Origin of the sequence: Paenibacillus sp. CFBP 13594 (assembly GCF_014842675.1) — a bacterium.
GTDB lineage: Bacteria > Bacillota > Bacilli > Paenibacillales > Paenibacillaceae > Paenibacillus > Paenibacillus amylolyticus_B.
Window position 1 is genome coordinate 13,270 of the sequence record NZ_JACYVQ010000005.1, and the last position, 25,131, is coordinate 38,400.

Genomic DNA, 25,131 nt, shown 5'->3' on the forward strand with positions numbered 1-25,131 from the left:
TACTAACCTCTCTCACTGTAAAATGCGACCATTTCATCTTTTATCTCTTTTGTTGCCTCAAGTCGTCCACTAATGAATCCTGATAAATGTATCTCTCGCATGAAATCCAGTTCTTCCTTGCTAAAAGTATAATTCATTCCCTTTTCTAAGGTATCTATGATTTCTTTAAAATGTTCCTCTGCCATTTCTAACCTCACTTCTCAGTCAAAGATCGATTTTATAGACACTTGATTAATTCATCCAAAGTAATAGATTCTTCGTACTGCTCTCCATCTTCACTTTCGCAATACAGGTTTACCTCTTCTTCAAAAATATGATCAATCATGCAGTAATGATGATCGCCATATTTAATCTCGGCACCACACAAATCAGCAACTACATCGTCAATTTCTTCAGAAATGTCGTCTCGTTTCTTGTGTAACTCCTTAAGTTTGCTTGCTAGAAAGTACCCAACAGTCGTTTGTTCCATTTGCGTCCCCCCTTTTTTTCTGCTCTTAGTCTTGATGGTCATATATGTATTCAAGTTCAAACTTCACATCTAATGCCTCTAATCAATTTCTTACTACATCCATGTCAACATCTGTATATGTACCAACCAACCCTTCATTAACAATTAACTCCGTCCCCCATTCACCACAGCAACCATCTGAACAGCTATAGTAATATTCTCGGACTACAATTTTGTTCATCATTTTCTCACCCTTATCGTTTTATCAAAAGAAATGTACATGATCTTTCCAGTTATAATTATCATTCTTTGGTTCTCCATAAAAGTCTGGTGATCTTAACTTCATTAAAATGGAATTGACCACATCAGAAGATACAGACAAAGACTTGTCGATATAAACTGTCTGATATCTATACCCTCTACATCCTTCAGTATATTTCTTAGCTCTGTACGTACCAATTGTGGTTTTGACATGATCTTTCGTCCTCTTGATAATAGATCTCTCTGGCAAGAAACTGACTAACTCATTCATCTTCGCTTCTGCCTTTAATTGATCATCTGAAAATATCATCGTGTTAACATGTGTGGCATTCATACTCATGTCATCTCTCCTTTCTATATGAAATATCAATTTCATCAACCTTCCACTGTAATCATCTTTCAGATATAATTGTTATGTATAGAGAGGAGATGTCTTGTGGATCAATTTACAACTTTACTATCCCTACTAGGGGCAACTTCGGTAATAGCTTTACTCGGACTGCTTATTAAATCTGTTGCCATGGTAAGATCTTCATCATTGGAAAAAGCACTTATGAACGACTCTCAAAAAATAACTAGAGGAGTTCTTATTATTACATATATAACTCTTATAAATGCAATTGGAACTAGCAGCTGGCTTTTTATTATTAAAGGCTCATCAGACTGGAAAGAGGGCATTATTTTTTTATGTATAAATCTGCTACTCGGGATATTCATTTTCACACTATTGCTCTACCCTCTCATAGTTAAGAGAATGTATAATTACTACTTAAAATTTGAAGACAAAAAATATTACATTCTCAAAAGCACATCTTCTGGAGAAATAATACTTAGCAAAAGCCCAAATTACTACACTGAAGTGATACTTATAAAAAGAGAAGATCTTTACAACAAGACAATTTTTCAAGAGACACCAACAAGTCAATGAAAAATTGTCTTGTTTATTTCCTTAGAAATCTTTATTTGATTAAAACTTCTAAGGACTGACAATCTACTCATATGTATTTATTGCCTTCTCAATGTCGTTCAATATCTTTTTAATTTCTTCAGTGTTCTTCCCAAAAATTGAACCGCCGCTTGATTTAATCTCAAACTTGAAGTTGTCCTTGTTCGTCTCTGGTTCAACTGGAACAGTGTTGTATATCAACGTACCTTTTGGAAATGTCTTTTTAGTGTAGCTGTCACAATAATCTTCTTTAAGTTCAGTTAGACCTTTACATCCTCTAATTTGCTTAACGCTTTTCTTTGATCTGATCCAGCAATGACCAAGTGTTTTAAACTTATGTACTTCTAGTAGCAAACCTTCTCTGACTCTCCAGATATCTTTAATTGCGTGTGATTGTATTTTTTCCATATCCATCAATCCGCTTCTGAATTTTCTTTTTGATTCTTTTGTTTTTTGTTTTCTTCATGCGTCTATTCAAATCAGGATATTTTACAATCTCTTTTTTGATCCATTTTGGGCTAAATGGCGCTTCAATCATCTCAGCTTCTACGATCGAACTTGGATTACCTACTGTCAAATTGATTCCCTTATCTGAAGCAATGTGAACATCGCCATTCGAGTGAATTTTAAAGTTTCCCAACTCGATACTATCCTTACCAATCTTCATAGTTTTCTCATCTTCAAACACTTCCGCCGCCAACGGTTTAACTGGTGTACTAAATTTATTTGCTATTTTTTTGATGATTTCTTTTAATTTACTCATTCGATCTCTCCTTGTTATATGAATTCATATTTCCGATGAAATACAGCTTTTACTGTGATTCTAAACGCTCAATTAACTTCTGTACCTTAAGACCATATTCCGTCCTACTTGCTTTTGCTGATTCGATAACTTTATCTATATCACTCTGTTTAGAGACGATCTGTTTGACCATCTCATCTACAGAGGTTTCACTTATGTACTTTACTGTTTTAAGCCTATTCACAAACTACTCTGTCTTTCTGATATTGCTGATTTTTCAGTTCTACAGCTTGCGCGAACATTGCACGACACATAATATGTGACAGATGCTCATCAGAGGTATCTCCAGCCAAATAAGCATATGCATGAATCAACATGTGATTGATGTGATCTCTTACTTCAATGTTCATCCAATTATCTGCACCATATTTATCTGCTCCATGCTTTAAGACTTTTGTCATTTCAAACATTGCTGCTGGATTGAGCAAGTCGAATCGATACAGTACTTGAGACTGCTTCCCGCCAAGTTCATTGGTAACTGTTGGAGCGTCTTTCCCTACTCCTTTGACAACTTCATTCATATGTATTCATCCTCTACTAATCAATAATCCTTACTTTCACATTCTTTTTTCTTCCAAACTCTAAAGCTGCCTCTAAGTCTTCAATAAACAAATCTAATTTTTTACCTTTGATTGCCGATCCAGTATCTTGAACAATGCGTTCTCCTACACCTTCTATGTAAATCTTAGTCCCCATTGGCAGCACTCTTGGATCTGCACTCACTGTAACCCCTTCTTTTGTGTGAGCCCCTGAAGCTGTAATGCCATAGTTCTTGTCACCTTTTACTTTACCTGTGGACTCTTTTCCGTTCGTGTACGCAGAAATCTCAAAATACATCCATTTATATTCTTCATTACTCTTCTTGCTAACTGTTGCTTTAACTTGCTTGACTTCCTTATGAACAACTTTTTTAGACTCAACCGACTTCTCAACTTTAACACTCTCAATCTTAGTCGTGTTTTTCGCTTCTCGTGCTTGATTGGCACTTTCTAATCCTGCCTGACCAATGGACAGTGCCAACAATAGAGATAGGAGTACTTCCAACGTATCACCTTCCTGATTTTGTTTATAATAAAGCCCCACTATTTCAAGTGAGGCCATATTGTTTATAAATCTTGATAAATTCTGTCTTTCATGAACTCTATGTATTAACCCTCAAGCTTTTCTACTTCATCTTTAAGTTCATCTAGTACAACTGCCATTACTTCTACTTGAGACTTCACAAAGTCAGTAACTTTTTTGTCCTTGCCAAGATTGTTTTCAATAATCTCATTAACAATTGCACCTTTGTCATTTGCGTGGAGTTTTTTACCATACTCGATGATTTTAGCTTTAAGTTTATCGAACTCTAACTCTTCACCAGCCAAAGTTTCCTTTTGCTCATCATATGTAACAGCAGTAATGCCCTCAATCTCTTCTTGCTTCTCAATCGCTCTAACAATAGCCTCTTCCAATGCTTCTGCTGTGAATTCCTGAAGTCCAGTCTGAATGTAGTCAAAACGGCTACGTGCAAAGAACTTGTCTGTTTCTGCCATGAATGCAGATGACTTAATAACTTGATTCTTTTCATCCGTACCATTGGAGCGAACATAAACCACGATATCACTATTATCAATTACTGGTGACAGCGCGCGCTTGTCGCCTTTAGGCCAGATCTTGCCTTCTTTGTCTTCGGTTTGGTGAGCAATAAATACAACTGTGAATCCTGCACCAATAAGCTTATCAATTTCTTCCCAATATGCCGTTTCGTACTCTTTCCAAAGGCCAAATCCATCTCGACCAGATGCAATTGTATCTGCCTCATACTTATCACAAATGAACTTAGAGCAATATCGAGCAGATGCTTCTACCTCATCGAAGATAATAGTTTGATAATACTCTCTTGCTTTAGCAACAGTAGATTTATGTGTAAGTTGTTTATTTACCTTCTTAAAATCGCTCCAATTGTTAATTGCGGCAAATGGAACACCAGCAATTGCATTCAACCCTTTTTCGAATCCAAGGTAATAAGGCTTTTTAAATCGTGTCGCTTGCTTTGTTTTACCCAAGTTATTGCTACCATAGATAGTAATGATTTTTCCTTCAAGACCTTTTGCTACTTTGGAAACTGGTGGATTAAAAATATCGAGTGTTGACATATGTATAAAATCTCTCCCTATTATGTTAGTATGTTTAACTATTTATTGAGGCGGCTTGATGATTACAAACCGCCATAATTTATATATGTATTATTTAAAACGGAAGATCGTCATCGGAAATGTCGATTGGCTTACCATTGTCAGAAAACGGATCTGAATTATCACTGAATGGATCTTTAGGCTTAGATGCTCCAAAACCACCATCATTTTTCGACCCAGCTCCACCTTCTTTAGCTTTCTTCTTCTCTTTCATTGCTTCAATCTTAGCCTCTCTTGCTTTCAATGCCTTGCCTACAAGTTGAGGATCAAATGCATTCTTGTCATCCTCTTCATAAGGGGCAGATCCACCTTTTACAACATACTCACGAACCGTTTTGCGATCAATTTTCTCTTGTGGGTCTCCAAAGCCTACTTCGATTTCTCGCCGTGTAACAATCGTTTGATTGACAATGTCACCATGTAAGGATACTGTCTGTCCTTTTTCATAGTTTGAAGTCACATAATTTACAGCGTTTGGATCAGCCACAACTGTCTCGAAAGGAATAACTTCCCCGCCGTAAATTGGAATATAACCTCTGATGATTGCTCGGCCAGTTTCTTCCTCATTTTTAATCTCTTCTTTAACATTCGCCACTACCATCTCGAACGCGAAGGTCGCTTTTGGTTCAAATACATCTGAATCTTTAACACGGTTAACGAAGTTGCTATTAATTTGAGGGTATGATTTAAGGGTTCCGTCTTGACCAATATATTCATTAAGACGAACATTGCCCTGAGTGATTCTAACCTTATCACCCGGCTTATATTCATTCATAATCGTCAGAATGCCTTTATAAATACCGCTGATAGTTTTATCTTGTTTTAGTTTCATAGAAAACATGCTGACAGTATGAATCGAATCTTCATCAACTTGAATTTCGATATCTCCCTTAATAATTTCTCGACCATCGGGGAGAGTATCTTCCTCAATCTTTACTTCTACAATTGTTCCTTCGATATGTACCTTGTTTTCTGCTTCTTGAAGTTGTTTTTCGTTTGTCATTAAATTAATCTCTCCTAATATGTATTATTTTATTGTTTAATATAATCATTCCACCGTGAGTATGATTAGTTTGGTGGGCTGCGCATGGATAAAATATCTATGCTCTCACATCCTTTCAAAATCCCCATTCATTAACTTTCTCATCTTGCTTCTCTTCTTCAAATGGACTTCCCGTAATTCTATTGTCCTCTAGGTCTTCATTTGAGTATCTGCTTTGAACTATAGAGTTCGTACTTCCACCTGTTATAACTAATTCCTTTACTGCTGATCCTGTAATGACTTCATAATCATCAATGGTCTCCGTAGGGACATAGTGCTTAATGACTCCATGAACTCTAAGAGTTGAATTGGGTTGGATATTCTCTATAAAATAGTTAATCAAATCATTATCTTTAACACTAAATTCATAAGGAACAATTTCAATATCCCCATGTTTACGGTAAATTAATTTGGTCTGGATCTTACCATTGTTCGCGCTCAAGTATATAATCTCTTGATTAAAAAATGCTTCCTCATTGCTATAGCTATCATCTGAAGATTCGCAATCATATAGCTCTTTAATTACAAACTTCTCTTGTATCTTATTTTGATACTCTTCTATCTGAAGAGATCCTTTGATTAGAACAATTGTTCCATCGGTCAGATTCTCGTGAATGCTTTTAATTGAATCGTAGGGCAACAATGACATTTCACTATTCTTATCAATGTTTAATCGAACATTAAATGAGTTCCTATACGAGCTATACCTCTCACTATATCTGTCAGACCAAGGAACTGTAATCGAATCATCCTTGTCCACTCTCTTCCCAATCTTCTTATGCATCTTAACTCTGTCTTGCTTAGAACCCATCAGCTCAACATACACTATAGAGTTGTTGCTAACTTTGACACCGAATTGGATTCTGTTCCAAGTACCGTTATCACCTTCTGAATAAGCCTTATCGCTTATCATGCCAACTACTTGTCCTCTAAGTTGAAAGTATCCATATGTAGGCTCTAAGGTCATTCATAACCCATCTCATTCTTTGCTGGTGATGCTCTATTTCTCATAGTCACGCCTCCTGAATGATGTATTTATATAATCACGCTGAGCGTGTTATTTTCATCTCCGTCATTCTTCCATATACTCTTGTATGCTTCTCTTTTCAAATCAAATTTCTTAATGAAACTATTATTTGATTAACTTTCCTTTGCCTTACTTACTTAGTATAATTCAAACATTTTATTTTGTAAAGTGTTATTTTATTATTTTATTTTGTTGGAGAAGGGAACGCCTACTCCATCCCCCTTACAAATCTATTGAATCGTACCTTAGGGTTGACAACGTGCATGTTATAAATAATTTCAGGATCTTTACAAACCAATTTATCAAACTTATCTTGAGTTATATATTCCTGAAATAGTCTCTCCAACGTTTTAATTGGATCTGTGAAATATGTATCTCTAAAATCCTCAGCCGAATCAAATCTGGTACTGTCAATCAATCTTTCACGGTAGCCGTATACAAAGTCATCTATATAAAAGTTCGACTTTCCTACGCAATTATCTATAAGAGTCTCTATATCAGACTTAAATAAAAAGATTATCATCGCCTTCAATTCAATCGCTCTTTTGTCAATGTCCAAAGCATCAAAAATTTGTTGCATACCCATCATACCCTCTCGTAAAAAATATGTTATCTAGATGTAATATTTAGCTATGTAATAATAATAATCCAACTTTTGGCGCTTGACAATCATATTTGGTAGCCGACTAAATTGTGTTGACATATGCATAAATATGGAATCTGAGCCATAATGATGTCGCATCATGTCGAATAATGATAACCACAGAACTTATGTTCGTATTTATTATATCTCAAATACCTTTTTATTAAAAGTGCTATTTAATTGCTTGATAATTTATCATCTGGTGAAACTATGTATAGCTGCCTATTTACCGAACAGCTTTTTAATATACTCTCTAACTATCTCGGTTTTGCTTCTTGCTATGGTTATGTACTCGTTTTTTTCCTCATCGAAGTACACCTTCCCAGTCTTATAATCGACACTTTTCATCTTCTTTAAGTTTCCCAATACTCCAGTATCTGTTATCATCATACCCTCTCTCTCGTTCATTAGTTTTAAGAAGGCATCATTACTGTCGCAACGCACAAATTCTCCATAGTCTGTATAAATTACAACCTTATAAGACTTCGAAGTAAACATTTCCTTTTCACAACGCTTTACATCATCTGCTCTAATCCATTGTGCCTCATCACATATTTTTTTTCCTACTCGTTTCTGAACCATAATTCTATCATTTTCATTGTTCAATTGAATCACCTCGTTTTAAAGTGGCTCTCCGCTTTTCATCAAAACAGAGAGCCTCTTTACTACTTCATTTCTTCTGGTACTGGCTCATTGTGAATCACAGTCCAGCTTGCTACATTTACTCCAGCAGTAGCTACTGCCATAAATAAAAATCCAATAGCTGTCATGCTCAATTTCATAAAACGTGCTTTAATCAAATTTCTCACCTCCCTTCAATCGAATTAGCAGAGAAGATTGCACAAAGAGAGAAGAAATGACTAAGTAATTATTAGTTAAAAATCCAATTGCGATAATTAAAACTGATATCATTTTTAGATATTTAAAATGTTCAACCAAAATTTTAGTTTGGTTTTCGATATTTGATGGTGCGTAAATCAAAACCAATATCAGACTCACTAGACTCAATAACATTGTATAGTCACTCATTATGTATCCTAGTTTGGCAATCAATACAATGGTTACAGTGGAAATTAGTAAGCATATCTCTGGCTCCTTGGCGTGATATCCACCGGACACCATTCTAAGAGAAGAGAATGATATAAGGCATATAAATATTTCTGAGACTAGATTGAACATTAGGCCAATTATTAATAGGATTAACATAGGAAGTACATTTGAGATAATGAATTTAATTCCATACCTCGTTATACCTAGCGATGGCATTTCTTTGGGGTATTTCTCTACCAATCTAACTGACAATCTAGTAGAAAACTCATCAATCATATGATCCACTCTTTTCTTTTCTAATGTCCACATACATTAAATTAATTAAACATATCGCCCAAAATGTAATTGCCAGCAATATATTATCCACGGATTTAATATTATACAAGAATGCAATTATGACAACAGCAATTACCATGCTCAATATGTTTATTTTAGTAAGCTTGATTTTAAAGTTGTAATCGTGAGACATTGTTGTAAACCACACTCTTCTTTTCTGAAGGACTAAAGTTAAAAGTATTAATGCTCCATCTCCAATTAATTGAACATATGTACCAAACTGATCAGCTGCACCTGAGAAAGTTAACTTACTTACGAACATAAACAGTGCCACCACCGTGAACTGAGCAATTATCTGAGCCACGAAACCGTACAGAGACAATTTCAAACTTCCCCAAATTCTTATCCTGAAGTAGAACGTTAGTGAGGCCACCAATAACAAGAAACACAAGAATGGCATTAAGTTTACTAAGAACTCTTCATCTCTTAGCAAGAAAGTACCAACTGAAATCACTAGGTTTGTTACTAGTATTTCCTTCCAATAATCCTTAAAGCTAATTTTGAAACATCCAAAGGCAAACATGAAAATCGTAATTCCGTCCAACATGCTCATTAGCGTATATAAGATGTCCTCTTTCATTTTGTATCCCCTTTTAAATGATAAAATAATATGTATCTCTTAAATAAAATATATCATAGCACTCATTGAGAGTCAACTATAAAATAAAAAAAGAAGAATAAGTTTTTAACCTTATTCTTCAGTACCATATAACTTATGAATTGTTTCTATATTTAGAAAGTTTCTTTTAATAACATCGATATTAAATGTACCGTCCTCTTTTTTGCCTACATCATAGTGTTCACATATTTCATAGTATTCCTCTAACCCCAATCTTTTCCGCTCTCTATGAAGATCTCTAGCCATTTTAAGCATACCGCTATTCCTTAAGTTAATTGCTGTAAGCATTGGGAAGTTATTAAATTCCCCCGCCTTTTTAATTCTACGACCCAAGATTTGGCCTTGTGTTGGCCTACCATCGTCTTGACTGTTATAATTCGTAGCAGCTCTCAAATGAACAGCGGTTTTCAATATATAACCATTATCAACTAGCATATTGTATCTGGTTTTTATAGATTCCGATACTAATCCATTGTTCTTAAGGTATTTTTCTTCTTTATTGGCACTCTTCAAGATTTCATAAAGATTATCGGAGATCAGTATTTCTCTGGTAGTTACCCCATCAGGTGTGTCATTGAACAATTTTATTTTATACTTATTCTTTATATTTGATTCTGAAATATGTTCCATTTTCATATTAGCTAATTCACTCATTACGTTACCCGATATACCTTCCCAAACTCCCTGTACTACGGCTTGATCTTGAGCGTTAATTAGGCTGTCTACTATGTTTTCAACTTGCTTCTCTGTAAAGAGCATTAATGAACTATCATCCACAAACTGGCTGTACCACTCATGCGTAGTAATGGCTATTAAAGGATTTATATTATCCTTACGCAAATCCTGCTCAATGGCCCACTGTATATAGTTTCTTGCTACACTTCCCGCGTGTCTTAGTGAAGAAATCTTTGTCGCTTTTAAAGTAAATAAAAATTGAGAAATTTCCTGTAAATTAAAATCATAGAGATCCTTGTTTAAAGTAGCTTCCATTATTGCAGTTTTCCTCAAAATAATAGCATATGACTTTCTAGTTGATTCAGTGTTTAAGCTCTTGAGATATCTATCCTTTTGCTCTTTGTTAAAAAAATCATTGAAGTAAACCTTATTCATTGGCTGTTTCCCCCTCAAATAACCTAGAAAAATAAGCAATAAGCTTATCTCGAACTCTTTTATTTCCTGTCAATATTTTCTTCGCATTTAATAAGGAAAGTAATTCTTCGTCTTCAAAATCTATTAGCTCAACATATCTTTCAATTTCATCTAAACTTAATTCATTCGCTTGCATATATTTTGACATTACAATATATCCAATAAACATCAATGGATGACTCATTGTACGATTCTTACGTTGTTTGATGTCGGGTGAAAATTCGTCGGGGTAATTTCCGACCAAATACGCAAAAAATTCATTTAGATATTTTGATGTTTTGATAATATCTAGCTGCCTTTGAAGATGATAAACATTATCAATAGCATACGTCATAATATCAAAAATGGTTAGCTCACCAGCACGTTCACTGATAGAACTGGCTGATGCTATTTGTTTCCCAATCTCAGATTTTTGCTGAAGATCAGAAACTACTTTATCTGACAATCTCTCTTGAGCTAACTCTTTTCTTCTTTCCTTTTTTAAAACATTTATTGTATTTAACTGACTGAAAAATTTCTTAGCTGTTTCAAAATCATAAACTCTAATAGACAATATTTCATGAAGTTCGGCATTTGGATTGATTTGCAAAGCAGCTACAGCTCCCTGAAGACGATGAAATCCATCAAGAATAGAGATAACTGAACCATTATTAATGGTAAGTGTCTTAGATTCAGGGTTATATGTTACTGGGTCAACTTCAGTCGAATACACATTAAGGGTAATCATATCTTCAAAATATTGATTTTTAGCCATTTTCGTTGAGATCCTTTTAACACTAGCCTTATTAACTATAGGAGTTTTTACTATTCCCCCAGATTTGTTCTCTTTGTAAATTACCCCACGCTGTGTTTCTTCGTCGTAGATTATTAATTGACTATTAACCATTGCAACTAATTTTTGTAAAGATATTTTAGTTAAATAACTGTCATACTTTATTTGTATTACTTCTTCAAAGTTTAATGGTAATGATAATTTATTATCCTCTTCACTAGAAAGAGCATTTTCTGAATCTCTTATTTCTCTTTCTCCGAATAAAGATTCTGGGTCAAGATTCTTATGTTTCAATAAATCATGTAAACCACGAGTTAGTCCAATAAGATATTGCAATTCTGTTTCTTTAATTATTTCATCATTTTGAATTATTGATTGTGGTAAACCAAAGGGAACATTATATTCTGCAAGAGTCATGTTTAATTCATACAATTTTCTTCGGGAATGTTTTACTTCCATTAAAGCATCAATTATTCTTTGCTCAATTTCTTCTCTTTCAATTTTCATTATGTAGTCACCTCTAATAAACATTATAGCACAATTAATAAAAAATAATACGTACATATCAATATGTGCTAAGAACTAATTTAGAATTTTCCCCCTATCTCTTTCATTTTCTTATTAATTTCATTACAAATATACTACACATTAAATTCCAATGCAAAAAAAAGAAAAGCCCCTTCTAGAGACTTTTCCCTTCCAACCATTTATGTAAGTCTAAATTAGTTTTAATTACTTTTTTTTCTTCATTGTCATAAATTCGATATCCATTAAACATAAAATTATTTAGTTCATGTGGTTTATTTGTTGAGATGTTTGTGTATTTCCAAGTCTCCACTTTGGTTAACTGATCATAGTCAATCAACTTCATAAGTTGGTATCTCTTCATTGATTAATGTTCTCCTTAATAGTATGTACTAGTATTATGTTTTAACATTAAGGCATCATCAAGAGGTAATATATTACAAGCCAAGTGATAAAGACAGAGCATTGTTAACTGCACTTTCCAGCCTTTTTGGAATAGTGGCGATTTTGAATCCGAGTCTATCTTTAGGTATTGTAATGATTTGTTCAAGCAAAATGATACTGTCTTCGTAAAGCCCTATCTCATCCTTATCTACTTTTACGTGCGTTGGCATTGGTTTTTTAACTTTTGATGTTACAGGCGCAACCAATACTACTGGGCTATATTTATTTCCAATGTCGTTTCCGAGAACTACTCCGGGTCTCTCTCCACCTTGCACACTTCCCTTACTTTCACCAAAATCAATATTCCACATTTCTAATCGTTTTACGACTTTATTCATTGTCCGCTCCATTGCTACCGCCATTGGTCCCACTCCTTATTGCATCTCATATTTTAGGTTTGTTTTATAATCTATATATACCACAATCTATATGTACTTAATCAGTTAATGTTATATTATCATTATAAAGTCGAAACGGTTATCTTGCAATACGGAACGTACGTTCTGTCAAGATATTTTGGTAGCCGACTAAAATTTTGATGCGATACGTGAATATAGTATTGACAATTAGGATATATATGGTAGTAAAACTAATCTAATCAAATTTGAGGTGCATAGATATGAAAAGAAGTGATAGTTGGAGTTCGCAAGATGATAATCTTTTAACACAAACTGTATTATCTTATATAGAGGGTGGTAAAACACAGCTACAAGCATTTGATGACAGTGGAGAACTTCTTGACCGTACTCCTGCTGCTTGTGGTTTCAGATGGAACTCATTTCTTAGACATAAATTCAAGAAAGAGATAAATGAAGCAAAAATTATTAAAAATCAGAATAATACATCAAAATCAAATACCAAATCTCAATCCCTAGTGAATTTTGATGACATTATAAAGTATCTATACGCTCTTAAACAAGATCTATTGTTGTCTGAGGCTCAGATACAGCAACTGAAAGCAAAGATACGGGATGTATCATTAGAAATCGATTCTAGGCGCAATGAGATGTCTTTAAATACAAGCCAAAACAGAGAAGCTCTTGCAACCTTGATTACTAAAGCAACAGAACTTGGATTATTCAATCATAACAAAAAACCCGCCATTTAATTGGTGGGTTTTAATATTATCTCTATTTGAAAACTACATTTCAAAGGAACCTGACTCTTCTTCAATCCATTTAAGTACTTTAATCGTTTTTTCGTCAGCTTGTTCATGTCTGGCAATTTCAACTTTAATTACTCTATGTAGCTCTACTTCAGGTAATACAGGTACATCACTTAAATTTACGCTTTTTTCAATTAATCGTCCATTCTGACTAATTGCATAATTAACTAGAAGTTTCATTTGATATCACCTCCTTGTATAATTCTACTATAATCCAGTTTCATTTGAGTAATCAAGCACATGTTTAAATCAAACTTGCATTTCATTGACTTGTCTACCACAGTTCGAGTGATTCCCCGTACTCTCTGATATCATCATCCATTTTGTCGATTTTAGAAGCGTCCATTACAGAATGGATAAAATGTTCACCTGCTTCAAACTTACTCATGTCAACCGTAATTTGTGCAACTCTAAAATCTCCACTCATTATTCCAACAGTCACAGTTTCGGCTTCTTTTACCTTAGTTTGCTGTAAAAAGTCATACAACTGGGTGATTACATGTTGCACAGCCAGCCCTTTCCCTACATCCTCACTCATGTAGACAACTACGTCTATATGCTTTGTTATATCTAACGCATCTGTAACTTTTATATCTTGAGCATATACAAAAACTGATGTGTCGATCTGGGAAACTTCTGGCGTGCTTGCTACTGTAGCATCCTCTTTAGTTTCATTTGTTTCGCTTGTTTCCACAACCACTTCATCTATCGAAGAGCCTGTCTCATTATCGTTGGTGGGATCTTGAATAGAGTTTTCAACTGGACTAGCCTCTAGTTTAGTCTGTTCTTGTATAACAGGCTGCTCTGCACTCTTCTCTGAACATCCCGCCATTAACACCACGAGTGCTAATATAGATAAATAGAACTTAAAATTCATCATGAATAATTTCTCCCTATGCTGATAGTATTTAATTATAAAGTTCGAAACACTTCTTATAAAACATCCCTCTACTTACTCGCCAGAATACTTATTCACCGTTAGAGGATAATGGTATATCTCAATATCCTCTTCAATGAAGCCTCTTCGTTGAGCTGCCAACAGAGACTCATACATGTTCTGCCTTCCTACAGGATTATCGGTATGTATGTATATCTTATCTGCCCTCAATCCATGCTCACAGAAGTATTTCACCAAGCCATATCCATTGGGTAACTCTTTACCATCAACATCCTCGCCCAGATCATGGTCTAATGTAAGAATAGCCACTTCTCTGCTTTCAAGAATATGTATGGCTTCATAATATGTACGAGCGACCACGAAGCCATCGGGACAGTCTCTGAGGTCGTCAACGTATAGGTTGATCTTGTCTGTCATGGTCGCACATCCTTTCCTTTAATCTATATCTTTATATGTTCTTCCACTTATTATGTTATCGACAACTTTGTAGTTAAATCCTGTTTTCTTCGATATATCTATCTTTTTAAATCCTTCTTTATAGAGCTTTTTAACCAAAGATGCCTCTTGTATATTCAAAGAACGTAAAGGATGGTTCGCTAGTAGTTTGCACTTAGGGCACCTGTCTGGAAGTTTATTAAATAACATTCTACTAAACTTATGTCCTTTATCACATGTAAAGTTTATTCTTATGCCATCTCTAGTTGTCGATGTTTCTGGTGTGTAATCACCATTATTATCGCGATCCCAGAATTTCGATAGTATTGGATGAGACTTGGTAAAATTATTTCCACTAATCTCTCTGCTTCTCCAACAATCTGGACAGTTTCCTTTACCTATCTGAGTCCTACTTGAGACAGTAGTTTCCCATTCATGATCATTTTCACATAGCCACCAAACCCTCTTAATACTTCCCAAGGACAAATTGCCTATATCCATATCCTTATTTTTAGTCGGATGTAGTTGTTTGAATATATCAGGTCTCTCGTGTTTAAGATATTTTTTCTTTTGTTTTTTCAAATGTTCTGGCACACTAACCTTGTCTATTATATAAGTTAAATCATTACTTTTTACTTCGTGTTTTTCAGTTACAATTCCCATTTCAAAGCCACATTTATCTATTATTGCTCCACCTTTAAGGGCCTTATCGACAACATATCCCCAAAAAATCGAATATGAAAACTTATCCCCCACATTCATATTGACAAAAAAGTCGTCTCCTGATTTTGAAGTAACACGTCTTAAGCGCTGCATAGGAACACCTCTCTTTATCACCTCATTGTATCATCTATGATGGTGTAAATTAAATTCCATTAATTATAAAACACATCTTTTACTCGAAGTTTAAAACTTTAAATCTTTGCGGATATCTTCAGACTTGATATTGGTCTTTTCTACTTCAAGCAGTAATCTTTTTAAATGAGGCAAGTTCAATTTTTTTAGTGCACTGTTCAATGTATCCCGATCAAGACTTTCTAACTTATCTAAGATTTCTCCCTTAGTTAAGCTTGCTGTACTACTCCTCTTACTGTTTTTCAGATAAAGTTGCCATTGGCCTCTTAATTTTGAATAAATTGAAGTGTTCTTATGGACTAATATTTGACTTACTCTTTGTTTAGAAAGTCCAACTTCAGCTGCAATAGAGACGGTAGTACCACCTTCAAGAAATAAAGTTAAGATACTATTCTCTTCTTCACTCAAATGATCATTATATGATAGCCCGTTCTCGTTGAATTTTTCTACCATTCCTAATAAGCTTGCTTGTTGACTTGATATTTTATTTCTCTCATACATTGTACTCACCTTCAATTTCAGTTGAAATAGCCATTTGATTAAGAAATATTGTTTAGCTTCTTAAATAGTTCAGAGGCTTCCTTAGTGTCAAGATTATCTATATCTACATTAAAAACAAAAGAATTAAATGTATCCCATTGTTCCTGACTGAAATCGCTGTAAAAATCACCTTTGTACTCAAATTTATTTTTAATAAGGCTCAAGATTGCGTTATATCTGATAACACCATCCACCACTTGTCCATCTCTAACAGTTAGGTTTCTGAAGTCTTCATTTTGGTCACCTTTTATGATTTTTTCAATAACTTCTTCGAAGTTACCTGAAATTTTAAACATTGATGACTCATTAGTAGGCAAGCTTAGCCCCAGATTAATGAGGTCTCTTATTTGTAGTTTGAACATTGGCATATGTATGCACCATCCTTTTTATTGTTATGAAACAGTCATTTCAGCATCTTTTTAAATAAACTTACCAATTGTTAAATCCCCGGATTGTTCTAGCTTTTTGATGTAAAAGTTCTTTCTCTTTTTTTCGGTATAATACTTAATGGCTATTGCTAATTCGTCTAACTGATCCAAAGTAAACTCTCTGACATTAACCTCTATACTTCTCTTAAATCCATCGTCGAGAAAATAGGTTAAAGTTGGACTTACACGCAATGATTCATAATCATCTTTGAAGGAATTTTTATTTCAACCTTATCTTCATCGGTTAATGGGAACTCAACCCATTTCCCCGTTCCATTAGTAATAAATGTTCTAACTTTTTTAAAACTCATGTCTTCATCTCCTCATGAAATAGTTATTTCACTTGCTGGTATTCTTCTTTATGTAATCGTCAATAGCTTCATTTACCTTTTTTTCTGTACTTCATAATTAAATGTTCTTTCAAGATAAACATCGGAGTGATAACTAGAATTGCAATTACGACTATTACAAGGGTAAATATTAGAACATACACTGTTTACAACTCATTTCCAATGATTTTAAATCAATAGATACTAAAAGGTTCTGGAGATGAAAGCAGAATATATGCAAGAACAGTGATACATAGAGCGTATCCTCCAACACCAAAGTACTTCTTCTTTTTTAGCGAAATAATCATTCCAATCAATGCAATAACAATTGCAACTAAAGTCCACGCACCAGTCAACATGAGCATTCTAATTTCCTCCAATTAGTTTGATTCAAAAATATTTATCGCTTTGTTTACAGGCCCATTAAGCCGACACTCAATAAAATAAATCCTACACCGCAAAGAATTACGTCCTTTGCCATGTAACTATAGAATCTACCAAAGAAACTAATGAAAAAGGAGATAAAATTGAATCCAAACACTACTAAACCCATTACACATAGACTAATGAATAAATAGTCCATTTACTCACCTCGGTTCCTTATGAAATAAACCTTTCACAATCATATGTATGTTGCCGCTATATTTCTACCCTAATTATATAGGAGCAACGTGAAGTTTACTATGTTGTCTGTTTCTCATTACATTACAGCGTTACTCTTTTAACTGATATAATCATATCATATCCAGTATAAAATTACAATGTTATTTTATCATAATAAAAAGACGAGGAATTATTCTCTCGTCTTTGAATATGTATTGTTGTGATCTATGTTGTATCGTTCAGCAGCCACTTTTAAACTTATCCACATGCCATCATGATCTTGTACCCACATGGTTCCATCTAAGAGTCGTTTGCCACGTCTATACATTGTAATAATACGCCTCCCCTGTTTGTGCAATACGCACATCAACAACCTGTTTAAATTGACTTGTAAGTGCATAGACTCTATCCATGAGTACATAGGCAATAGTTTCCTTACAACGCCCTTGTTCCTCAACCGCTTCGATAACCTCGTTATTGATAATGATGTTGTATGTGTTCATTTATTTTATATCTCCTTTTTTTGTTATTTTATTATTTTTAATGATTATAAAGACTTATTTTACCTAGTTGTAATCATGTTTACAATCTCTTGATATCCACAGTCTTCGCAGTCCCATGCCAAATATTTTTCTGAACCGATAGGGGAGCGTACTATTATAAGTTTTATATTTCCATCCTCACAATCAGGGCAGCTCTTCTCTTCAAATATTGCAAACAACTCCCTTTTAGTTTCTTAATCTATTGATTAATATTTAACAATTCCTTAACCTCTTCAATAAACATAATCGCATTATTAATATAGTGTTCCCTATTCTCTCTGTTTTCTTCAGATTTCAAAGCGAATACTAGCTCATCTATTGCAACATCTAACTTAGCAACAGCGGACATTCTAATCACTCCTTAAGAAATACTTCTTTTACTTCAATCTCATATCTTTCGATATAACTTCATTAATAATATTTATTTTATCAATTTTAAATGCAGTAAGCGCCTCTATTGCTTGCAAAAATCCCCCGTCGTTCACGAACTCTTCCTCGAACAGAGCCACACTCCATCTATCAAATGTCTCTGGAAATTCAGCTTTCATACAATATTGAAAGCCTGTACCGTGATGTGGCTCAATAAGTTGAATAAATAAATCAACACCTTTGAGTACTGTGACACCATTCTCAGACCAACTTTGAACGAGATTGTACTTTTCGGATAATAGTTTTATATAGTCCATGGATGCTCCTATCTAAATCGTATTTCATCGCAATTAATTTTTTGAGTTTCCGTATACTTTTGTACGGTCGTTGCATCTGATTTAGATATCCATGTAACATAACCGCTTGGCTGAATGCATGTATATGAGTGACTGTTATCACTAATTACAGGAAGTTGAAATTCACCAAAGTATTTAGGATATGTAACCTTATTATCAATTAAGAAATCGAAGTGATATTTCTCAATCCAGTCATATTTATTTATGGTTGGAATAAAAACAAACCATTTCAGTTTATCAATTGATTGGGACTGCACATGTAAAACATCGTCTTCATTGACGGAGTACTTCTCACCATCAACCTCCCCGATTACAGACATAGTGCAAAGAATGCGACAATTATATTCCAATGTAAGTCAACTCCTCATCAGTTTTAGTGAAAGAATCCTTTTATCTGAACTCCATTCTTTCATTTCTTTTATGGGCTTCTTCACTGCCTTCGATAAAATATTTTAAAACTTGTACAAATCCACCTTGAGCTGCAATATGTCCTCCACCAGTTCCCTCTGTTTTTTCAAGCTTAATAACCAAAGGAAGAATGACTTGTAACTCTTTCGCAATCGTACCGCACATTTCGGGCTCAATATATCCATCACAATCACTATGTCTGAAGAACTCTGTTAACCCCGGATGAGTCTCAGTACTATATCCATCACCAAAGTACCAATGTGTCTCACTAAGATTTATATCCTTATGTGGTGGATAGCTACCTCCAATTGATTTCATTACAAACTGTCTGAATCTATTAAAAGCAGAATAAGCACCATCAAAAGCTCCATGTGATACTGTTAATCCCATAGTTTATTTATCTCCTTTTATTTTCTATTTATTATAGATAAGCATTGTATTTGATTCCTTCTTTGGTGCTCTTTGAGATCTGCCCTTCGATAAATTCAAACATGATACTCTGATCCCATTCTTCATAATAATATTCCAAGTGAATGATAGTTTCGACCACTTTTGATAACACATTCTCTAAAAAATATTCAATTGTACTTTCATAATTCTTCAGACTACATTGAAACGTCCACAGTCCCGTTTCCTTATTGAAATCTCTATGGAAACCATCTGTTGGAACAGAATTTAGCCAATCACGATCTCCGTTTTCTTTTTTTCGGTACATCTTCCCAGCAGTCAGGCATGTATGAAAGTCCACCTCTTGGGATGAAAGTTGCCCTTGAATACTCTCCATACTCTTTTAGGAACTCAATGTTTGACTCTGTCCACTCATATTGAACTTCATTATTCAAATACTCGAACTCTTGACGAAATTCTGGCTTAATAATAACTTTACATCGTAACCCTGTATACATTCCCATTTATGTATTTCCCCACATTCTTTTTTATTTTGATGAAATAATCTTTTCTTTTAGATTGGAATCCTTGTACTACTAATTAAAGAATTTAATTTATTTGCTGTCTCAGATATTGAATTTGAGTATTGATTTAAAGCTTGTATCTGCCCCGTTAAGAAAGCTTGCTTAATTAATAGTTGATTATCATGGTGGTCGCTTTGAATTATTTTCGATGTTATATCAACCAATTGAGTGTTCAATGAGTTGACTTGTCTACAAACTGTATACTCATTGGTACTATTCAAATTTTTATATAGAATGGTCAATGATTCATTGGTCTCCTGTAACACTTTTAAGATGATTTCATTCTGATACTCCAAGTTTTTGCACTTCTGCTCTAAAGAAACTTCTTTGGTTTGATTTTCTGACATTTGTCAGTCCTCCTTATATTTGAATAAAATATTCATTTTATGCCAACATGTTAGTTGGCTCAGAATCGCTATCTCCTGTCAAATAATCCAAAATATCTGATCTTCCACCATATCGAATGTCTATTTTTTCTAAATCTAAATGCTTTGCAGCCATTAGCCTATGATGTCCGTCTGTAATTTTTGCATTGGGCATTACAGAACAATGATATCTGTCTGCTACAATTACATTGTCTACCTCGACACCTTTAATCTCTTCTGGATGATTTATAAAATAAACTATTCTAGCCAGATGATAGTCATCCTCTTTATTCATGTCTACGCGATAACTCCAACCATCACCGAAACCTTCATTTGTCTCATCTATTCCGTTTCTAATTGCAACGCCCACTCTGTTTATGTTAATTGGACTATTGATAGTCCACTCAATTCCATGGGTAAGGTCAAGTTGAGCGCTCTTTAACAATCTATCCACCAATACTGTTATCAATTTTTCAACTCCTGTCTTTTTAAAAGGATCATTTTACTTTGATAATTCCATTAACTTTTCAATTAAAAGCGAATGAACTTCTCCTAGTGCAGCTTCTTTGCCTTGATACATTAGTTTCAATTCTGGATTATTAGTTCTCTCAATAGAGTTTGTTGCTTCATTCTTTTTGGATCTGATCAATATAATGAGCTCTTCGATGTGTTCTCTCACCCTCTTCATCTCCTTAGCCAAACTGTTCGCAAAGTTCATCTTCTTCAACAATTCTGTCTTTAATCATGCAATGCAGTTTGTTGTCATCTGTTGAGAACGAATTGTCGCATCCCATACAGTCAAAATACCGTCTGCTAGGGAAGTCTTCTCGTAATTGCTCAATCAAATCATCTTTGTTCACAAGGATTCCCCCCTTTCCTATCTATTCATTTCACTGCGAGGCCACTTTAAAAATGTCCTGAGCAACTTGTATTCTCAACGAAGGATTATTCCAAATAAACGTTTTCTTTTCTTCTAGCTCATCTTCAATTTCTTTTCTTTTATTTGCCTCTATTTCAAGTTCACTTTTCAACTTGTCTATTCCTGATAGTAGAGCAAGATATACACTTTCTAATTCTTCATTCTTATCACTTAAAACCAACAATTCTAACTTTTCCATAGCTGATTCAATGTTCACCGACTTCTCCTCTTTCTCTATAAAATTATAGTTTCACTTAAACTGCAACTTCTTCATGTGTGATGATAATTACATCATCATCTTCACATCACTCTTTAAATAAGTCTCTCAATTCTTCTGTGGGAAATCCATATGTATTCACTTCAATCTTACCAAAAATTTTCTCAACGACAACCACTTGATACATCGTGATCACCTCTTCTATTTGATAATCTTATTATATCCGTTTCTTATCAATTTGTATAGTGTTATTTTATAATTTAAAATTATAAAAAAGAGATGCTTTAAGGCATCTCCGATTATCGTCTAAATCTATTTGCTTTTTTTCATTGCTGTAAACAACGCTGCTGAAGCTAGTAGGCAGACAACAACTGCCTTCGCATTAACTAAGTTATTATATGCCGTATTAGCTAACCAATGAGCAAAGCCGTTACTTACTTCTTGTCCCATAAACTCCGTTGTACTTGGAGTGATAGAGAACAATATGTAAAGCACGAGACAGATGAATGGATAAACCAAGAATAAGCCTCCTGTACCACCATAAAAATTCCGCATCTTTTTCACCTCCCAACACTCTATATTGATAACACTCATTCATTTTAACACAACATGTAGATGAGTTCTATGTAAAGGAATCATGTATTTACCTTTAATTTACCAAATAAAATATAATAAAAATCTAAAATACAAAAAAGGCAGAGCCCTTATGGATTCATGCCTCACGTGATTATTAATAATAAAATTATCCTTGCATTTTAATACTCTTTTTTATGAAATCTATATAATGTTCCTTACATCTGTCTCTCATAAAGACTCTTTTTGAGCAGCTTTTCAAAATACAAACACTGTAATCATACTCGTTCATCTCATCTTTAGTCTTGAATAAAGACATCTTTTTTTCTGTTATATCTTTTTTGGTTTTAGTTTTTTTAGATGTCTTTTTCTCTGAAGCGATCAACCTACGCTCTTCACATACTAAACACAAGCTTGAATCTGTATCAATGCTCCTATAATTGTTGCAAGAGCCCTTTGAACATTTAACCAGAGCCTTATCCATGATGTCCACCGTCCAGTCAATTCTAAGATGATATATACCTCTCATTGTATCATCGATTAATTAACTGGGTAAAATTAATCTTTTACTGTCTTTATAGGTACTTCGCTTCATACTCAAGAATCAGTTCATCTTTATCAATTTCTGTTGTTGGTCTTTCCCTATAAGCATTCTTCCATACCTCATCTTGATGATTTCTTTCAACAAGGGTAAAGTCGCTTACTGAATCAATTTGAGTGAATAAATCTTCAATAAACAATTTGATTTCTCGTTTATTGTTGATCGACAAAACAGCATCCTTAATCATAAAACTATTATAATAATTACTATTCTGATTTTCGTATACTTCACGAATAACCGACCCAAATTTCCATGCTTCAAACTTTGCATTGAACAGCCAGTGATTTTTTGTGGCTCCATAATAAGCAAACAGAAAGTATAAACTCTTATGTAATTTGATTGGTGAAATATCAGGCTTTAAATGAAGCAGATAACAGGCAACCACATCAACGTGCAGAGAAGATTTAGTCATTTAATTTCTTTCTACGTGGAATAGTAGGCGTATTTTGGATTTTTTGAATCAATTCTTCATTTACTTTTCCTTTATTATGTAAGAGTTTATCGAATAGTTCTACCTTTCCGGGTGTGTTTAGCGTAATTTCTGCACTCTTAAACATTGTTTTGACTTCTCTCCTTTGCGACTAATGTATTAAGTTCCTTCTTTAGATGTTCCCAAGACTTACCCTTACTCCTACCAGTTCTTATATCATTCATTTCAATCAAGGATTGTTCAAGTCTATATGTGGGCTTCTTTTCAATTCCTTCAAAGTACTCTTTCAACCTCATTGCATTCTCTTTTGATCGTTCAGTTGGTTTAATCTGAAGCGAGTCTAGTAAACGCTTAGCGTCTTCACCTTCAAGTGTTGGAGTTGAAGCCATTTGAGTTTTCATTTTGACCTCATGCACTATTCGGAAATTTTTAAGAAAATCTTTTACAAACCAATTAATACCTTTGTGACTCAGAACAGGATCAGAGAAATCAACTTTAGAAATAATCACATCTGCCACTTCAATCGCTTTGTCTAGTGTGAGTTTATTGTCTGTGAATTTAATTAGAGCGTTAACAAGCGATTGTTTTATTGCTTCATTTGCGTTCTCTTTCTTGTAATACTGCTCCTTTTTAGTTTCAAACTGTTCAATCGTCTCTTTAAAGTCATTCATTCAATACCTCCTAGGGAATGTGTTCAGTATCTTCACAGCTTATATGCGTATGAGTTTTAGACGTGTCGATAGGAATCGCCTTTACAAAATCATCGTTTAAATCAATGGTAACATGATTGTTACGCAAGTCGATTGAGTTTCTTTTTGCTAAACGTTTAGTCATTGGAGTGTGTGAGTATGGATTTGCTAACTTGGATCGAGTCAGTTTACTAAATGATTTTCTAATTCTACTCTTCATCTTCGTATTGATTCCTAATTCGTTCTGTTTCCAGTTCTAGATGTTTCTTCATCTTCTCAATCTCTTCTTCATCACCACGCATTACTTTATCCATGTCACATCCACAATGTTCATTTAACCAACTCAAAAGCATGCTATTTCCTCCTCACAAATTCATCCATAGCACTGTCAGCCCAGTATTCAGGCCCCATGTGTTGTGACCACGCTATATCATCCATAATTTGATCGTTAATTTCATCACTGAAGGCATATTCGGTGGCTAAGTCAGGAGTGATATTGTATGTATCGACCAGTTCTTTAGCAATGGCTTTCTTAAAATTAGGATAGCCCAGTACCTGTTGTTGCATCAGTTTAGCCTCAATACTACCTACCTTAGGAATACGAACATGATTCTTAAGTCGCTCCCTAACCTTTTCAATGATCGGGTCGTAAGGTTGATTCACACCATGAGCAAAATCAACGAATGCTCTATACTCTTCCTCGCTACTAACTGTAACTTGGGTTGGACGAATCGGTTTCGCTTTGATTTCTTTCATATTCATAACACCTCCCCTAATTCTTTATCAAATCAGACTTTCATTGACTCTCTAATTATATTAGCTGTTTTAAGATACTGGCTTAAATAATCATATGATACTCCCATAGAACCTAATTTAACAGCAACATCATGATCTTGCTTGTCGTCCTTCATATTGCTATTTAGAAGCTCCAGCAGATCTTCTCGACTCATTTCCATCAGTTGTTTCAGTAGTCCCATCTTCTTCACCTTCTCCTAAAATTTCATTACATAGATCAACACATTCGTCACAAATATACACATTTGGGCCAGCAACAATCCCTGCGACCTCTGACTGAGCCTTGCCACAAAATGAGCAGCAAAGTTCTGGATTCTTACCTGAGAACTTCAATAGATCGTCATACCTCTTTGCTTTATCGGCTATCTCGTAAAATTGTTCTGTTGTTATCATTGTAAACTC

The 25,131-nt window shown here is 34.3% G+C and carries 47 protein-coding genes; 2 read left to right on the forward strand and 45 right to left on the reverse strand.

The window, feature by feature from the left end; translation table 11 throughout:
• Nucleotides 1-2: 2 nt before the first annotated feature.
• The 3 genes from IFU39_RS16405 to IFU39_RS16415 all read right to left on the reverse strand — a co-directional run bounded on the left by IFU39_RS16405 (nt 3) and on the right by IFU39_RS16415 (nt 1,049).
• Nucleotides 3-185: a hypothetical protein gene (locus IFU39_RS16405; protein WP_192133745.1), complete on the reverse strand. Its 183-nt coding sequence runs from the start codon at nt 183-185 to the stop codon at nt 3-5.
• A 32-nt stretch (nt 186-217) separates the two neighbouring features.
• Nucleotides 218-469, reverse strand: coding sequence for a hypothetical protein (locus IFU39_RS16410; protein WP_192133747.1), 252 nt, complete (start codon nt 467-469; stop codon nt 218-220).
• A gap of 244 nt (nt 470-713) precedes the next feature.
• Nucleotides 714-1,049: a hypothetical protein gene (locus tag IFU39_RS16415; protein WP_192133749.1), complete on the reverse strand. Its 336-nt coding sequence runs from the start codon at nt 1,047-1,049 to the stop codon at nt 714-716.
• Nucleotides 1,050-1,145: 96 nt separating this feature from the next.
• Here IFU39_RS16415 and IFU39_RS16420 point away from each other — a divergent pair, with 96 nt between their 5' ends.
• Nucleotides 1,146-1,637: a hypothetical protein gene (locus tag IFU39_RS16420; protein ID WP_192133751.1), complete on the forward strand. Its 492-nt coding sequence runs from the start codon at nt 1,146-1,148 to the stop codon at nt 1,635-1,637.
• Nucleotides 1,638-1,700: 63 nt separating this feature from the next.
• Here IFU39_RS16420 and IFU39_RS16425 read toward each other — a convergent pair whose 3' ends face one another.
• The 16 genes from IFU39_RS16425 to IFU39_RS16500 all read right to left on the reverse strand — a co-directional run bounded on the left by IFU39_RS16425 (nt 1,701) and on the right by IFU39_RS16500 (nt 12,603).
• The gene (locus IFU39_RS16425; RefSeq protein WP_192133753.1) at nt 1,701-2,063 is read right to left on the reverse strand and encodes a hypothetical protein; all 363 of its coding nucleotides are present in this window, start codon (nt 2,061-2,063) and stop codon (nt 1,701-1,703) included.
• Nucleotides 2,035-2,418, reverse strand: coding sequence for a hypothetical protein (locus IFU39_RS16430; protein WP_192133755.1), 384 nt, complete (start codon nt 2,416-2,418; stop codon nt 2,035-2,037). The genes IFU39_RS16425 and IFU39_RS16430 overlap by 29 nt, the downstream gene beginning before the upstream one ends.
• Nucleotides 2,419-2,633: 215 nt before the next feature.
• Nucleotides 2,634-2,978: a dATP/dGTP diphosphohydrolase domain-containing protein gene (locus IFU39_RS16435; protein WP_192133757.1), complete on the reverse strand. Its 345-nt coding sequence runs from the start codon at nt 2,976-2,978 to the stop codon at nt 2,634-2,636.
• 16 nt (nt 2,979-2,994) lie between these two features.
• Nucleotides 2,995-3,558 (reverse strand): 3D domain-containing protein, encoded by a 564-nt coding sequence (locus IFU39_RS16440; RefSeq protein ID WP_192133759.1) that lies wholly within the window; start codon nt 3,556-3,558, stop codon nt 2,995-2,997.
• A 47-nt stretch (nt 3,559-3,605) separates the two neighbouring features.
• Nucleotides 3,606-4,595 carry an ATP-binding protein gene (locus tag IFU39_RS16445; protein ID WP_192133761.1) on the reverse strand — a complete coding sequence of 330 codons (990 nt, stop codon included), beginning with the start codon at nt 4,593-4,595 and terminating at the stop codon, nt 3,606-3,608.
• Nucleotides 4,596-4,689: 94 nt separating this feature from the next.
• Nucleotides 4,690-5,637 (reverse strand): hypothetical protein, encoded by a 948-nt coding sequence (locus IFU39_RS16450; protein WP_192133763.1) that lies wholly within the window; start codon nt 5,635-5,637, stop codon nt 4,690-4,692.
• 115 nt (nt 5,638-5,752) lie between these two features.
• Nucleotides 5,753-6,643: a hypothetical protein gene (locus IFU39_RS16455; protein ID WP_192133765.1), complete on the reverse strand. Its 891-nt coding sequence runs from the start codon at nt 6,641-6,643 to the stop codon at nt 5,753-5,755.
• A gap of 268 nt (nt 6,644-6,911) precedes the next feature.
• The gene (locus IFU39_RS16460) at nt 6,912-7,289 is read right to left on the reverse strand and encodes a hypothetical protein (protein WP_192133767.1); all 378 of its coding nucleotides are present in this window, start codon (nt 7,287-7,289) and stop codon (nt 6,912-6,914) included.
• Nucleotides 7,290-7,568: 279 nt separating this feature from the next.
• A complete protein-coding gene (locus IFU39_RS16465) occupies nt 7,569-7,952 on the reverse strand; it encodes a hypothetical protein (protein ID WP_206759565.1) in 384 nt (127 codons plus the stop codon).
• Nucleotides 7,953-8,011: 59 nt separating this feature from the next.
• On the reverse strand, nt 8,012-8,146 hold the full coding sequence (locus IFU39_RS16470) for a cyclic lactone autoinducer peptide (protein WP_192133771.1): 135 nt from the start codon (nt 8,144-8,146) through the stop codon (nt 8,012-8,014).
• Nucleotides 8,139-8,705: an accessory gene regulator B family protein gene (locus tag IFU39_RS33585; protein WP_446740345.1), complete on the reverse strand. Its 567-nt coding sequence runs from the start codon at nt 8,703-8,705 to the stop codon at nt 8,139-8,141. Before IFU39_RS33585 ends, IFU39_RS16470 begins: the two co-directional genes overlap by 8 nt.
• Entirely contained in the window at nt 8,665-9,279 is a 615-nt protein-coding gene (locus tag IFU39_RS16480) for a hypothetical protein (RefSeq protein WP_206759566.1), read from the reverse strand. The genes IFU39_RS33585 and IFU39_RS16480 overlap by 41 nt, the downstream gene beginning before the upstream one ends.
• A 144-nt stretch (nt 9,280-9,423) precedes the next feature.
• Entirely contained in the window at nt 9,424-10,461 is a 1,038-nt protein-coding gene (locus IFU39_RS16485; RefSeq protein ID WP_192133777.1) for a phage lytic cycle repressor MrpR family protein, read from the reverse strand.
• On the reverse strand, nt 10,454-11,779 hold the full coding sequence (locus IFU39_RS16490) for a DNA sulfur modification protein DndB (protein ID WP_192133779.1): 1,326 nt from the start codon (nt 11,777-11,779) through the stop codon (nt 10,454-10,456). The genes IFU39_RS16485 and IFU39_RS16490 overlap by 8 nt, the downstream gene beginning before the upstream one ends.
• Nucleotides 11,780-11,954: 175 nt before the next feature.
• The gene (locus IFU39_RS16495; protein WP_192133781.1) at nt 11,955-12,161 is read right to left on the reverse strand and encodes a hypothetical protein; all 207 of its coding nucleotides are present in this window, start codon (nt 12,159-12,161) and stop codon (nt 11,955-11,957) included.
• Nucleotides 12,162-12,234: 73 nt separating this feature from the next.
• The gene (locus tag IFU39_RS16500) at nt 12,235-12,603 is read right to left on the reverse strand and encodes a type II toxin-antitoxin system PemK/MazF family toxin (protein WP_197997813.1); all 369 of its coding nucleotides are present in this window, start codon (nt 12,601-12,603) and stop codon (nt 12,235-12,237) included.
• A gap of 257 nt (nt 12,604-12,860) precedes the next feature.
• On the opposite strand from IFU39_RS16500, the gene IFU39_RS16505 reads away from it, so the two are divergent.
• Nucleotides 12,861-13,349 (forward strand): RsfA family transcriptional regulator, encoded by a 489-nt coding sequence (locus IFU39_RS16505; RefSeq protein WP_192133783.1) that lies wholly within the window; start codon nt 12,861-12,863, stop codon nt 13,347-13,349.
• A gap of 33 nt (nt 13,350-13,382) precedes the next feature.
• Here the strand turns inward: IFU39_RS16505 and IFU39_RS16510 are convergent, their stop codons facing one another.
• From IFU39_RS16510 to IFU39_RS16630, 26 genes are all read right to left on the reverse strand, one after another.
• Nucleotides 13,383-13,586, reverse strand: coding sequence for a hypothetical protein (locus IFU39_RS16510; RefSeq protein ID WP_192133785.1), 204 nt, complete (start codon nt 13,584-13,586; stop codon nt 13,383-13,385).
• Between the two features lie 94 nt (nt 13,587-13,680).
• Nucleotides 13,681-14,286: a hypothetical protein gene (locus IFU39_RS16515; RefSeq protein ID WP_192133787.1), complete on the reverse strand. Its 606-nt coding sequence runs from the start codon at nt 14,284-14,286 to the stop codon at nt 13,681-13,683.
• A 72-nt stretch (nt 14,287-14,358) separates the two neighbouring features.
• Entirely contained in the window at nt 14,359-14,721 is a 363-nt protein-coding gene (locus tag IFU39_RS16520; RefSeq protein ID WP_192133790.1) for a cyclic-phosphate processing receiver domain-containing protein, read from the reverse strand.
• An 18-nt stretch (nt 14,722-14,739) separates the two neighbouring features.
• Nucleotides 14,740-15,555 carry a zinc-ribbon domain-containing protein gene (locus IFU39_RS16525; protein WP_192133792.1) on the reverse strand — a complete coding sequence of 272 codons (816 nt, stop codon included), beginning with the start codon at nt 15,553-15,555 and terminating at the stop codon, nt 14,740-14,742.
• Nucleotides 15,556-15,645: 90 nt separating this feature from the next.
• Nucleotides 15,646-16,095, reverse strand: coding sequence for a hypothetical protein (locus IFU39_RS16530; RefSeq protein WP_192133794.1), 450 nt, complete (start codon nt 16,093-16,095; stop codon nt 15,646-15,648).
• A gap of 38 nt (nt 16,096-16,133) precedes the next feature.
• The gene (locus IFU39_RS16535) at nt 16,134-16,502 is read right to left on the reverse strand and encodes a hypothetical protein (protein WP_192133796.1); all 369 of its coding nucleotides are present in this window, start codon (nt 16,500-16,502) and stop codon (nt 16,134-16,136) included.
• A 242-nt stretch (nt 16,503-16,744) separates the two neighbouring features.
• Nucleotides 16,745-16,873 (reverse strand): hypothetical protein, encoded by a 129-nt coding sequence (locus tag IFU39_RS33240; protein WP_274599273.1) that lies wholly within the window; start codon nt 16,871-16,873, stop codon nt 16,745-16,747.
• A gap of 212 nt (nt 16,874-17,085) precedes the next feature.
• A complete protein-coding gene (locus tag IFU39_RS16540) occupies nt 17,086-17,256 on the reverse strand; it encodes a hypothetical protein (RefSeq protein ID WP_192133798.1) in 171 nt (56 codons plus the stop codon).
• A 558-nt stretch (nt 17,257-17,814) separates the two neighbouring features.
• The gene (locus IFU39_RS16545; RefSeq protein ID WP_192133800.1) at nt 17,815-17,997 is read right to left on the reverse strand and encodes a hypothetical protein; all 183 of its coding nucleotides are present in this window, start codon (nt 17,995-17,997) and stop codon (nt 17,815-17,817) included.
• A gap of 238 nt (nt 17,998-18,235) precedes the next feature.
• Nucleotides 18,236-18,385 (reverse strand): hypothetical protein, encoded by a 150-nt coding sequence (locus IFU39_RS16550; RefSeq protein WP_192133802.1) that lies wholly within the window; start codon nt 18,383-18,385, stop codon nt 18,236-18,238.
• Between the two features lie 28 nt (nt 18,386-18,413).
• Entirely contained in the window at nt 18,414-18,722 is a 309-nt protein-coding gene (locus IFU39_RS16555; protein WP_192133803.1) for a hypothetical protein, read from the reverse strand.
• A gap of 8 nt (nt 18,723-18,730) precedes the next feature.
• The gene (locus IFU39_RS16560) at nt 18,731-19,111 is read right to left on the reverse strand and encodes a hypothetical protein (protein WP_192133805.1); all 381 of its coding nucleotides are present in this window, start codon (nt 19,109-19,111) and stop codon (nt 18,731-18,733) included.
• A gap of 40 nt (nt 19,112-19,151) precedes the next feature.
• Nucleotides 19,152-19,559: a hypothetical protein gene (locus IFU39_RS16565; protein ID WP_192133806.1), complete on the reverse strand. Its 408-nt coding sequence runs from the start codon at nt 19,557-19,559 to the stop codon at nt 19,152-19,154.
• Nucleotides 19,560-19,590: 31 nt separating this feature from the next.
• Nucleotides 19,591-19,953 (reverse strand): hypothetical protein, encoded by a 363-nt coding sequence (locus IFU39_RS16570; protein ID WP_192133807.1) that lies wholly within the window; start codon nt 19,951-19,953, stop codon nt 19,591-19,593.
• Nucleotides 19,954-20,130: 177 nt separating this feature from the next.
• Complete coding sequence (locus IFU39_RS16575; RefSeq protein ID WP_192133808.1) at nt 20,131-20,487, reverse strand: hypothetical protein; 357 nt, start codon at nt 20,485-20,487, stop codon at nt 20,131-20,133.
• Nucleotides 20,488-20,524: 37 nt separating this feature from the next.
• Entirely contained in the window at nt 20,525-20,974 is a 450-nt protein-coding gene (locus IFU39_RS16580; protein WP_192133809.1) for a hypothetical protein, read from the reverse strand.
• Nucleotides 20,975-21,007: 33 nt separating this feature from the next.
• Entirely contained in the window at nt 21,008-21,205 is a 198-nt protein-coding gene (locus IFU39_RS16585) for a hypothetical protein (protein WP_192133810.1), read from the reverse strand.
• The gene (locus IFU39_RS16590) at nt 21,198-21,365 is read right to left on the reverse strand and encodes a hypothetical protein (RefSeq protein WP_192133812.1); all 168 of its coding nucleotides are present in this window, start codon (nt 21,363-21,365) and stop codon (nt 21,198-21,200) included. Before IFU39_RS16590 ends, IFU39_RS16585 begins: the two co-directional genes overlap by 8 nt.
• Nucleotides 21,366-21,395: 30 nt before the next feature.
• On the reverse strand, nt 21,396-21,641 hold the full coding sequence (locus tag IFU39_RS16595) for a hypothetical protein (protein ID WP_192133814.1): 246 nt from the start codon (nt 21,639-21,641) through the stop codon (nt 21,396-21,398).
• 312 nt (nt 21,642-21,953) lie between these two features.
• Nucleotides 21,954-22,196, reverse strand: a complete 243-nt coding sequence (locus IFU39_RS16600) for a hypothetical protein (RefSeq protein WP_192133816.1) — start codon at nt 22,194-22,196, stop codon at nt 21,954-21,956.
• Nucleotides 22,197-22,789: 593 nt separating this feature from the next.
• Nucleotides 22,790-23,227: a Panacea domain-containing protein gene (locus IFU39_RS16605; protein WP_192133818.1), complete on the reverse strand. Its 438-nt coding sequence runs from the start codon at nt 23,225-23,227 to the stop codon at nt 22,790-22,792.
• Complete coding sequence (locus IFU39_RS16610; RefSeq protein WP_192133820.1) at nt 23,220-23,372, reverse strand: hypothetical protein; 153 nt, start codon at nt 23,370-23,372, stop codon at nt 23,220-23,222. The genes IFU39_RS16605 and IFU39_RS16610 overlap by 8 nt, the downstream gene beginning before the upstream one ends.
• On the reverse strand, nt 23,365-23,916 hold the full coding sequence (locus IFU39_RS16615) for a hypothetical protein (protein ID WP_192133822.1): 552 nt from the start codon (nt 23,914-23,916) through the stop codon (nt 23,365-23,367). The genes IFU39_RS16610 and IFU39_RS16615 overlap by 8 nt, the downstream gene beginning before the upstream one ends.
• Nucleotides 23,917-24,143: 227 nt before the next feature.
• The gene (locus tag IFU39_RS16620; protein ID WP_192133824.1) at nt 24,144-24,287 is read right to left on the reverse strand and encodes a hypothetical protein; all 144 of its coding nucleotides are present in this window, start codon (nt 24,285-24,287) and stop codon (nt 24,144-24,146) included.
• 1 nt (nt 24,288) lies between these two features.
• On the reverse strand, nt 24,289-24,690 hold the full coding sequence (locus IFU39_RS16625) for a hypothetical protein (protein ID WP_192133825.1): 402 nt from the start codon (nt 24,688-24,690) through the stop codon (nt 24,289-24,291).
• A gap of 159 nt (nt 24,691-24,849) precedes the next feature.
• Nucleotides 24,850-25,122 (reverse strand): ClpX C4-type zinc finger protein, encoded by a 273-nt coding sequence (locus IFU39_RS16630; RefSeq protein ID WP_192133828.1) that lies wholly within the window; start codon nt 25,120-25,122, stop codon nt 24,850-24,852.
• Nucleotides 25,123-25,131: the final 9 nt, after the last annotated feature.

Excerpts from the sequence above, each read along its gene's own strand:
- IFU39_RS16550 (WP_192133802.1), bottom strand. The coding sequence starts at position 18,385 with ATGTCCGCTGTTGCTAAGTTAGATGTTGCAATAGATGAGCTAGTATTC.
- IFU39_RS16615 (WP_192133822.1), bottom strand. The coding sequence starts at position 23,916 with ATGAATGACTTTAAAGAGACGATTGAACAGTTTGAAACTAAAAAGGAG.
- IFU39_RS16450 (WP_192133763.1), bottom strand. The coding sequence starts at position 5,637 with ATGACAAACGAAAAACAACTTCAAGAAGCAGAAAACAAGGTACATATC.
- IFU39_RS16530 (WP_192133794.1), bottom strand. The coding sequence starts at position 16,095 with ATGTATGAGAGAAATAAAATATCAAGTCAACAAGCAAGCTTATTAGGA.
- IFU39_RS16500 (WP_197997813.1), bottom strand. The coding sequence starts at position 12,603 with ATGGCGGTAGCAATGGAGCGGACAATGAATAAAGTCGTAAAACGATTA.
- IFU39_RS16625 (WP_192133825.1), bottom strand. The coding sequence starts at position 24,690 with ATGAAAGAAATCAAAGCGAAACCGATTCGTCCAACCCAAGTTACAGTT.
- IFU39_RS16445 (WP_192133761.1), bottom strand. The coding sequence starts at position 4,595 with ATGTCAACACTCGATATTTTTAATCCACCAGTTTCCAAAGTAGCAAAA.
- IFU39_RS16510 (WP_192133785.1), bottom strand. The coding sequence starts at position 13,586 with ATGAAACTTCTAGTTAATTATGCAATTAGTCAGAATGGACGATTAATT.
- IFU39_RS16540 (WP_192133798.1), bottom strand. The coding sequence starts at position 17,256 with ATGCTCATGTTGACTGGTGCGTGGACTTTAGTTGCAATTGTTATTGCA.
- IFU39_RS16605 (WP_192133818.1), bottom strand. The coding sequence starts at position 23,227 with ATGACTAAATCTTCTCTGCACGTTGATGTGGTTGCCTGTTATCTGCTT.
- IFU39_RS16490 (WP_192133779.1), bottom strand. The coding sequence starts at position 11,779 with ATGAAAATTGAAAGAGAAGAAATTGAGCAAAGAATAATTGATGCTTTA.
- IFU39_RS16480 (WP_206759566.1), bottom strand. The coding sequence starts at position 9,279 with ATGTTGGACGGAATTACGATTTTCATGTTTGCCTTTGGATGTTTCAAA.
- IFU39_RS16405 (WP_192133745.1), bottom strand. The coding sequence starts at position 185 with ATGGCAGAGGAACATTTTAAAGAAATCATAGATACCTTAGAAAAGGGA.
- IFU39_RS16520 (WP_192133790.1), bottom strand. The coding sequence starts at position 14,721 with ATGACAGACAAGATCAACCTATACGTTGACGACCTCAGAGACTGTCCC.
- IFU39_RS16535 (WP_192133796.1), bottom strand. The coding sequence starts at position 16,502 with ATGCCAATGTTCAAACTACAAATAAGAGACCTCATTAATCTGGGGCTA.
- IFU39_RS33585 (WP_446740345.1), bottom strand. The coding sequence starts at position 8,705 with ATGTGGACATTAGAAAAGAAAAGAGTGGATCATATGATTGATGAGTTT.
- IFU39_RS16415 (WP_192133749.1), bottom strand. The coding sequence starts at position 1,049 with ATGAGTATGAATGCCACACATGTTAACACGATGATATTTTCAGATGAT.
- IFU39_RS16425 (WP_192133753.1), bottom strand. The coding sequence starts at position 2,063 with ATGGAAAAAATACAATCACACGCAATTAAAGATATCTGGAGAGTCAGA.
- IFU39_RS16455 (WP_192133765.1), bottom strand. The coding sequence starts at position 6,643 with ATGACCTTAGAGCCTACATATGGATACTTTCAACTTAGAGGACAAGTA.
- IFU39_RS16495 (WP_192133781.1), bottom strand. The coding sequence starts at position 12,161 with ATGAAGAGATACCAACTTATGAAGTTGATTGACTATGATCAGTTAACC.
- IFU39_RS16410 (WP_192133747.1), bottom strand. The coding sequence starts at position 469 with ATGGAACAAACGACTGTTGGGTACTTTCTAGCAAGCAAACTTAAGGAG.
- IFU39_RS16525 (WP_192133792.1), bottom strand. The coding sequence starts at position 15,555 with ATGCAGCGCTTAAGACGTGTTACTTCAAAATCAGGAGACGACTTTTTT.
- IFU39_RS16570 (WP_192133807.1), bottom strand. The coding sequence starts at position 19,953 with ATGGAGAGTATTCAAGGGCAACTTTCATCCCAAGAGGTGGACTTTCAT.
- IFU39_RS16440 (WP_192133759.1), bottom strand. The coding sequence starts at position 3,558 with ATGGCCTCACTTGAAATAGTGGGGCTTTATTATAAACAAAATCAGGAA.
- IFU39_RS16565 (WP_192133806.1), bottom strand. The coding sequence starts at position 19,559 with ATGGGATTAACAGTATCACATGGAGCTTTTGATGGTGCTTATTCTGCT.
- IFU39_RS16630 (WP_192133828.1), bottom strand. The coding sequence starts at position 25,122 with ATGATAACAACAGAACAATTTTACGAGATAGCCGATAAAGCAAAGAGG.
- IFU39_RS16435 (WP_192133757.1), bottom strand. The coding sequence starts at position 2,978 with ATGAATGAAGTTGTCAAAGGAGTAGGGAAAGACGCTCCAACAGTTACC.
- IFU39_RS16610 (WP_192133820.1), bottom strand. The coding sequence starts at position 23,372 with ATGTTTAAGAGTGCAGAAATTACGCTAAACACACCCGGAAAGGTAGAA.
- IFU39_RS16545 (WP_192133800.1), bottom strand. The coding sequence starts at position 17,997 with ATGAACACATACAACATCATTATCAATAACGAGGTTATCGAAGCGGTT.
- IFU39_RS16430 (WP_192133755.1), bottom strand. The coding sequence starts at position 2,418 with ATGAGTAAATTAAAAGAAATCATCAAAAAAATAGCAAATAAATTTAGT.
- IFU39_RS33240 (WP_274599273.1), bottom strand. The coding sequence starts at position 16,873 with ATGAGTTTTAAAAAAGTTAGAACATTTATTACTAATGGAACGGGGAAA.
- IFU39_RS16555 (WP_192133803.1), bottom strand. The coding sequence starts at position 18,722 with ATGGACTATATAAAACTATTATCCGAAAAGTACAATCTCGTTCAAAGT.
- IFU39_RS16575 (WP_192133808.1), bottom strand. The coding sequence starts at position 20,487 with ATGTCAGAAAATCAAACCAAAGAAGTTTCTTTAGAGCAGAAGTGCAAA.
- IFU39_RS16485 (WP_192133777.1), bottom strand. The coding sequence starts at position 10,461 with ATGAATAAGGTTTACTTCAATGATTTTTTTAACAAAGAGCAAAAGGAT.
- IFU39_RS16620 (WP_192133824.1), bottom strand. The coding sequence starts at position 24,287 with ATGCTTTTGAGTTGGTTAAATGAACATTGTGGATGTGACATGGATAAA.
- IFU39_RS16460 (WP_192133767.1), bottom strand. The coding sequence starts at position 7,289 with ATGGGTATGCAACAAATTTTTGATGCTTTGGACATTGACAAAAGAGCG.
- IFU39_RS16515 (WP_192133787.1), bottom strand. The coding sequence starts at position 14,286 with ATGATGAATTTTAAGTTCTATTTATCTATATTAGCACTCGTGGTGTTA.
- IFU39_RS16600 (WP_192133816.1), bottom strand. The coding sequence starts at position 22,196 with ATGCGGAATTTTTATGGTGGTACAGGAGGCTTATTCTTGGTTTATCCA.
- IFU39_RS16505 (WP_192133783.1), top strand. The coding sequence starts at position 12,861 with ATGAAAAGAAGTGATAGTTGGAGTTCGCAAGATGATAATCTTTTAACA.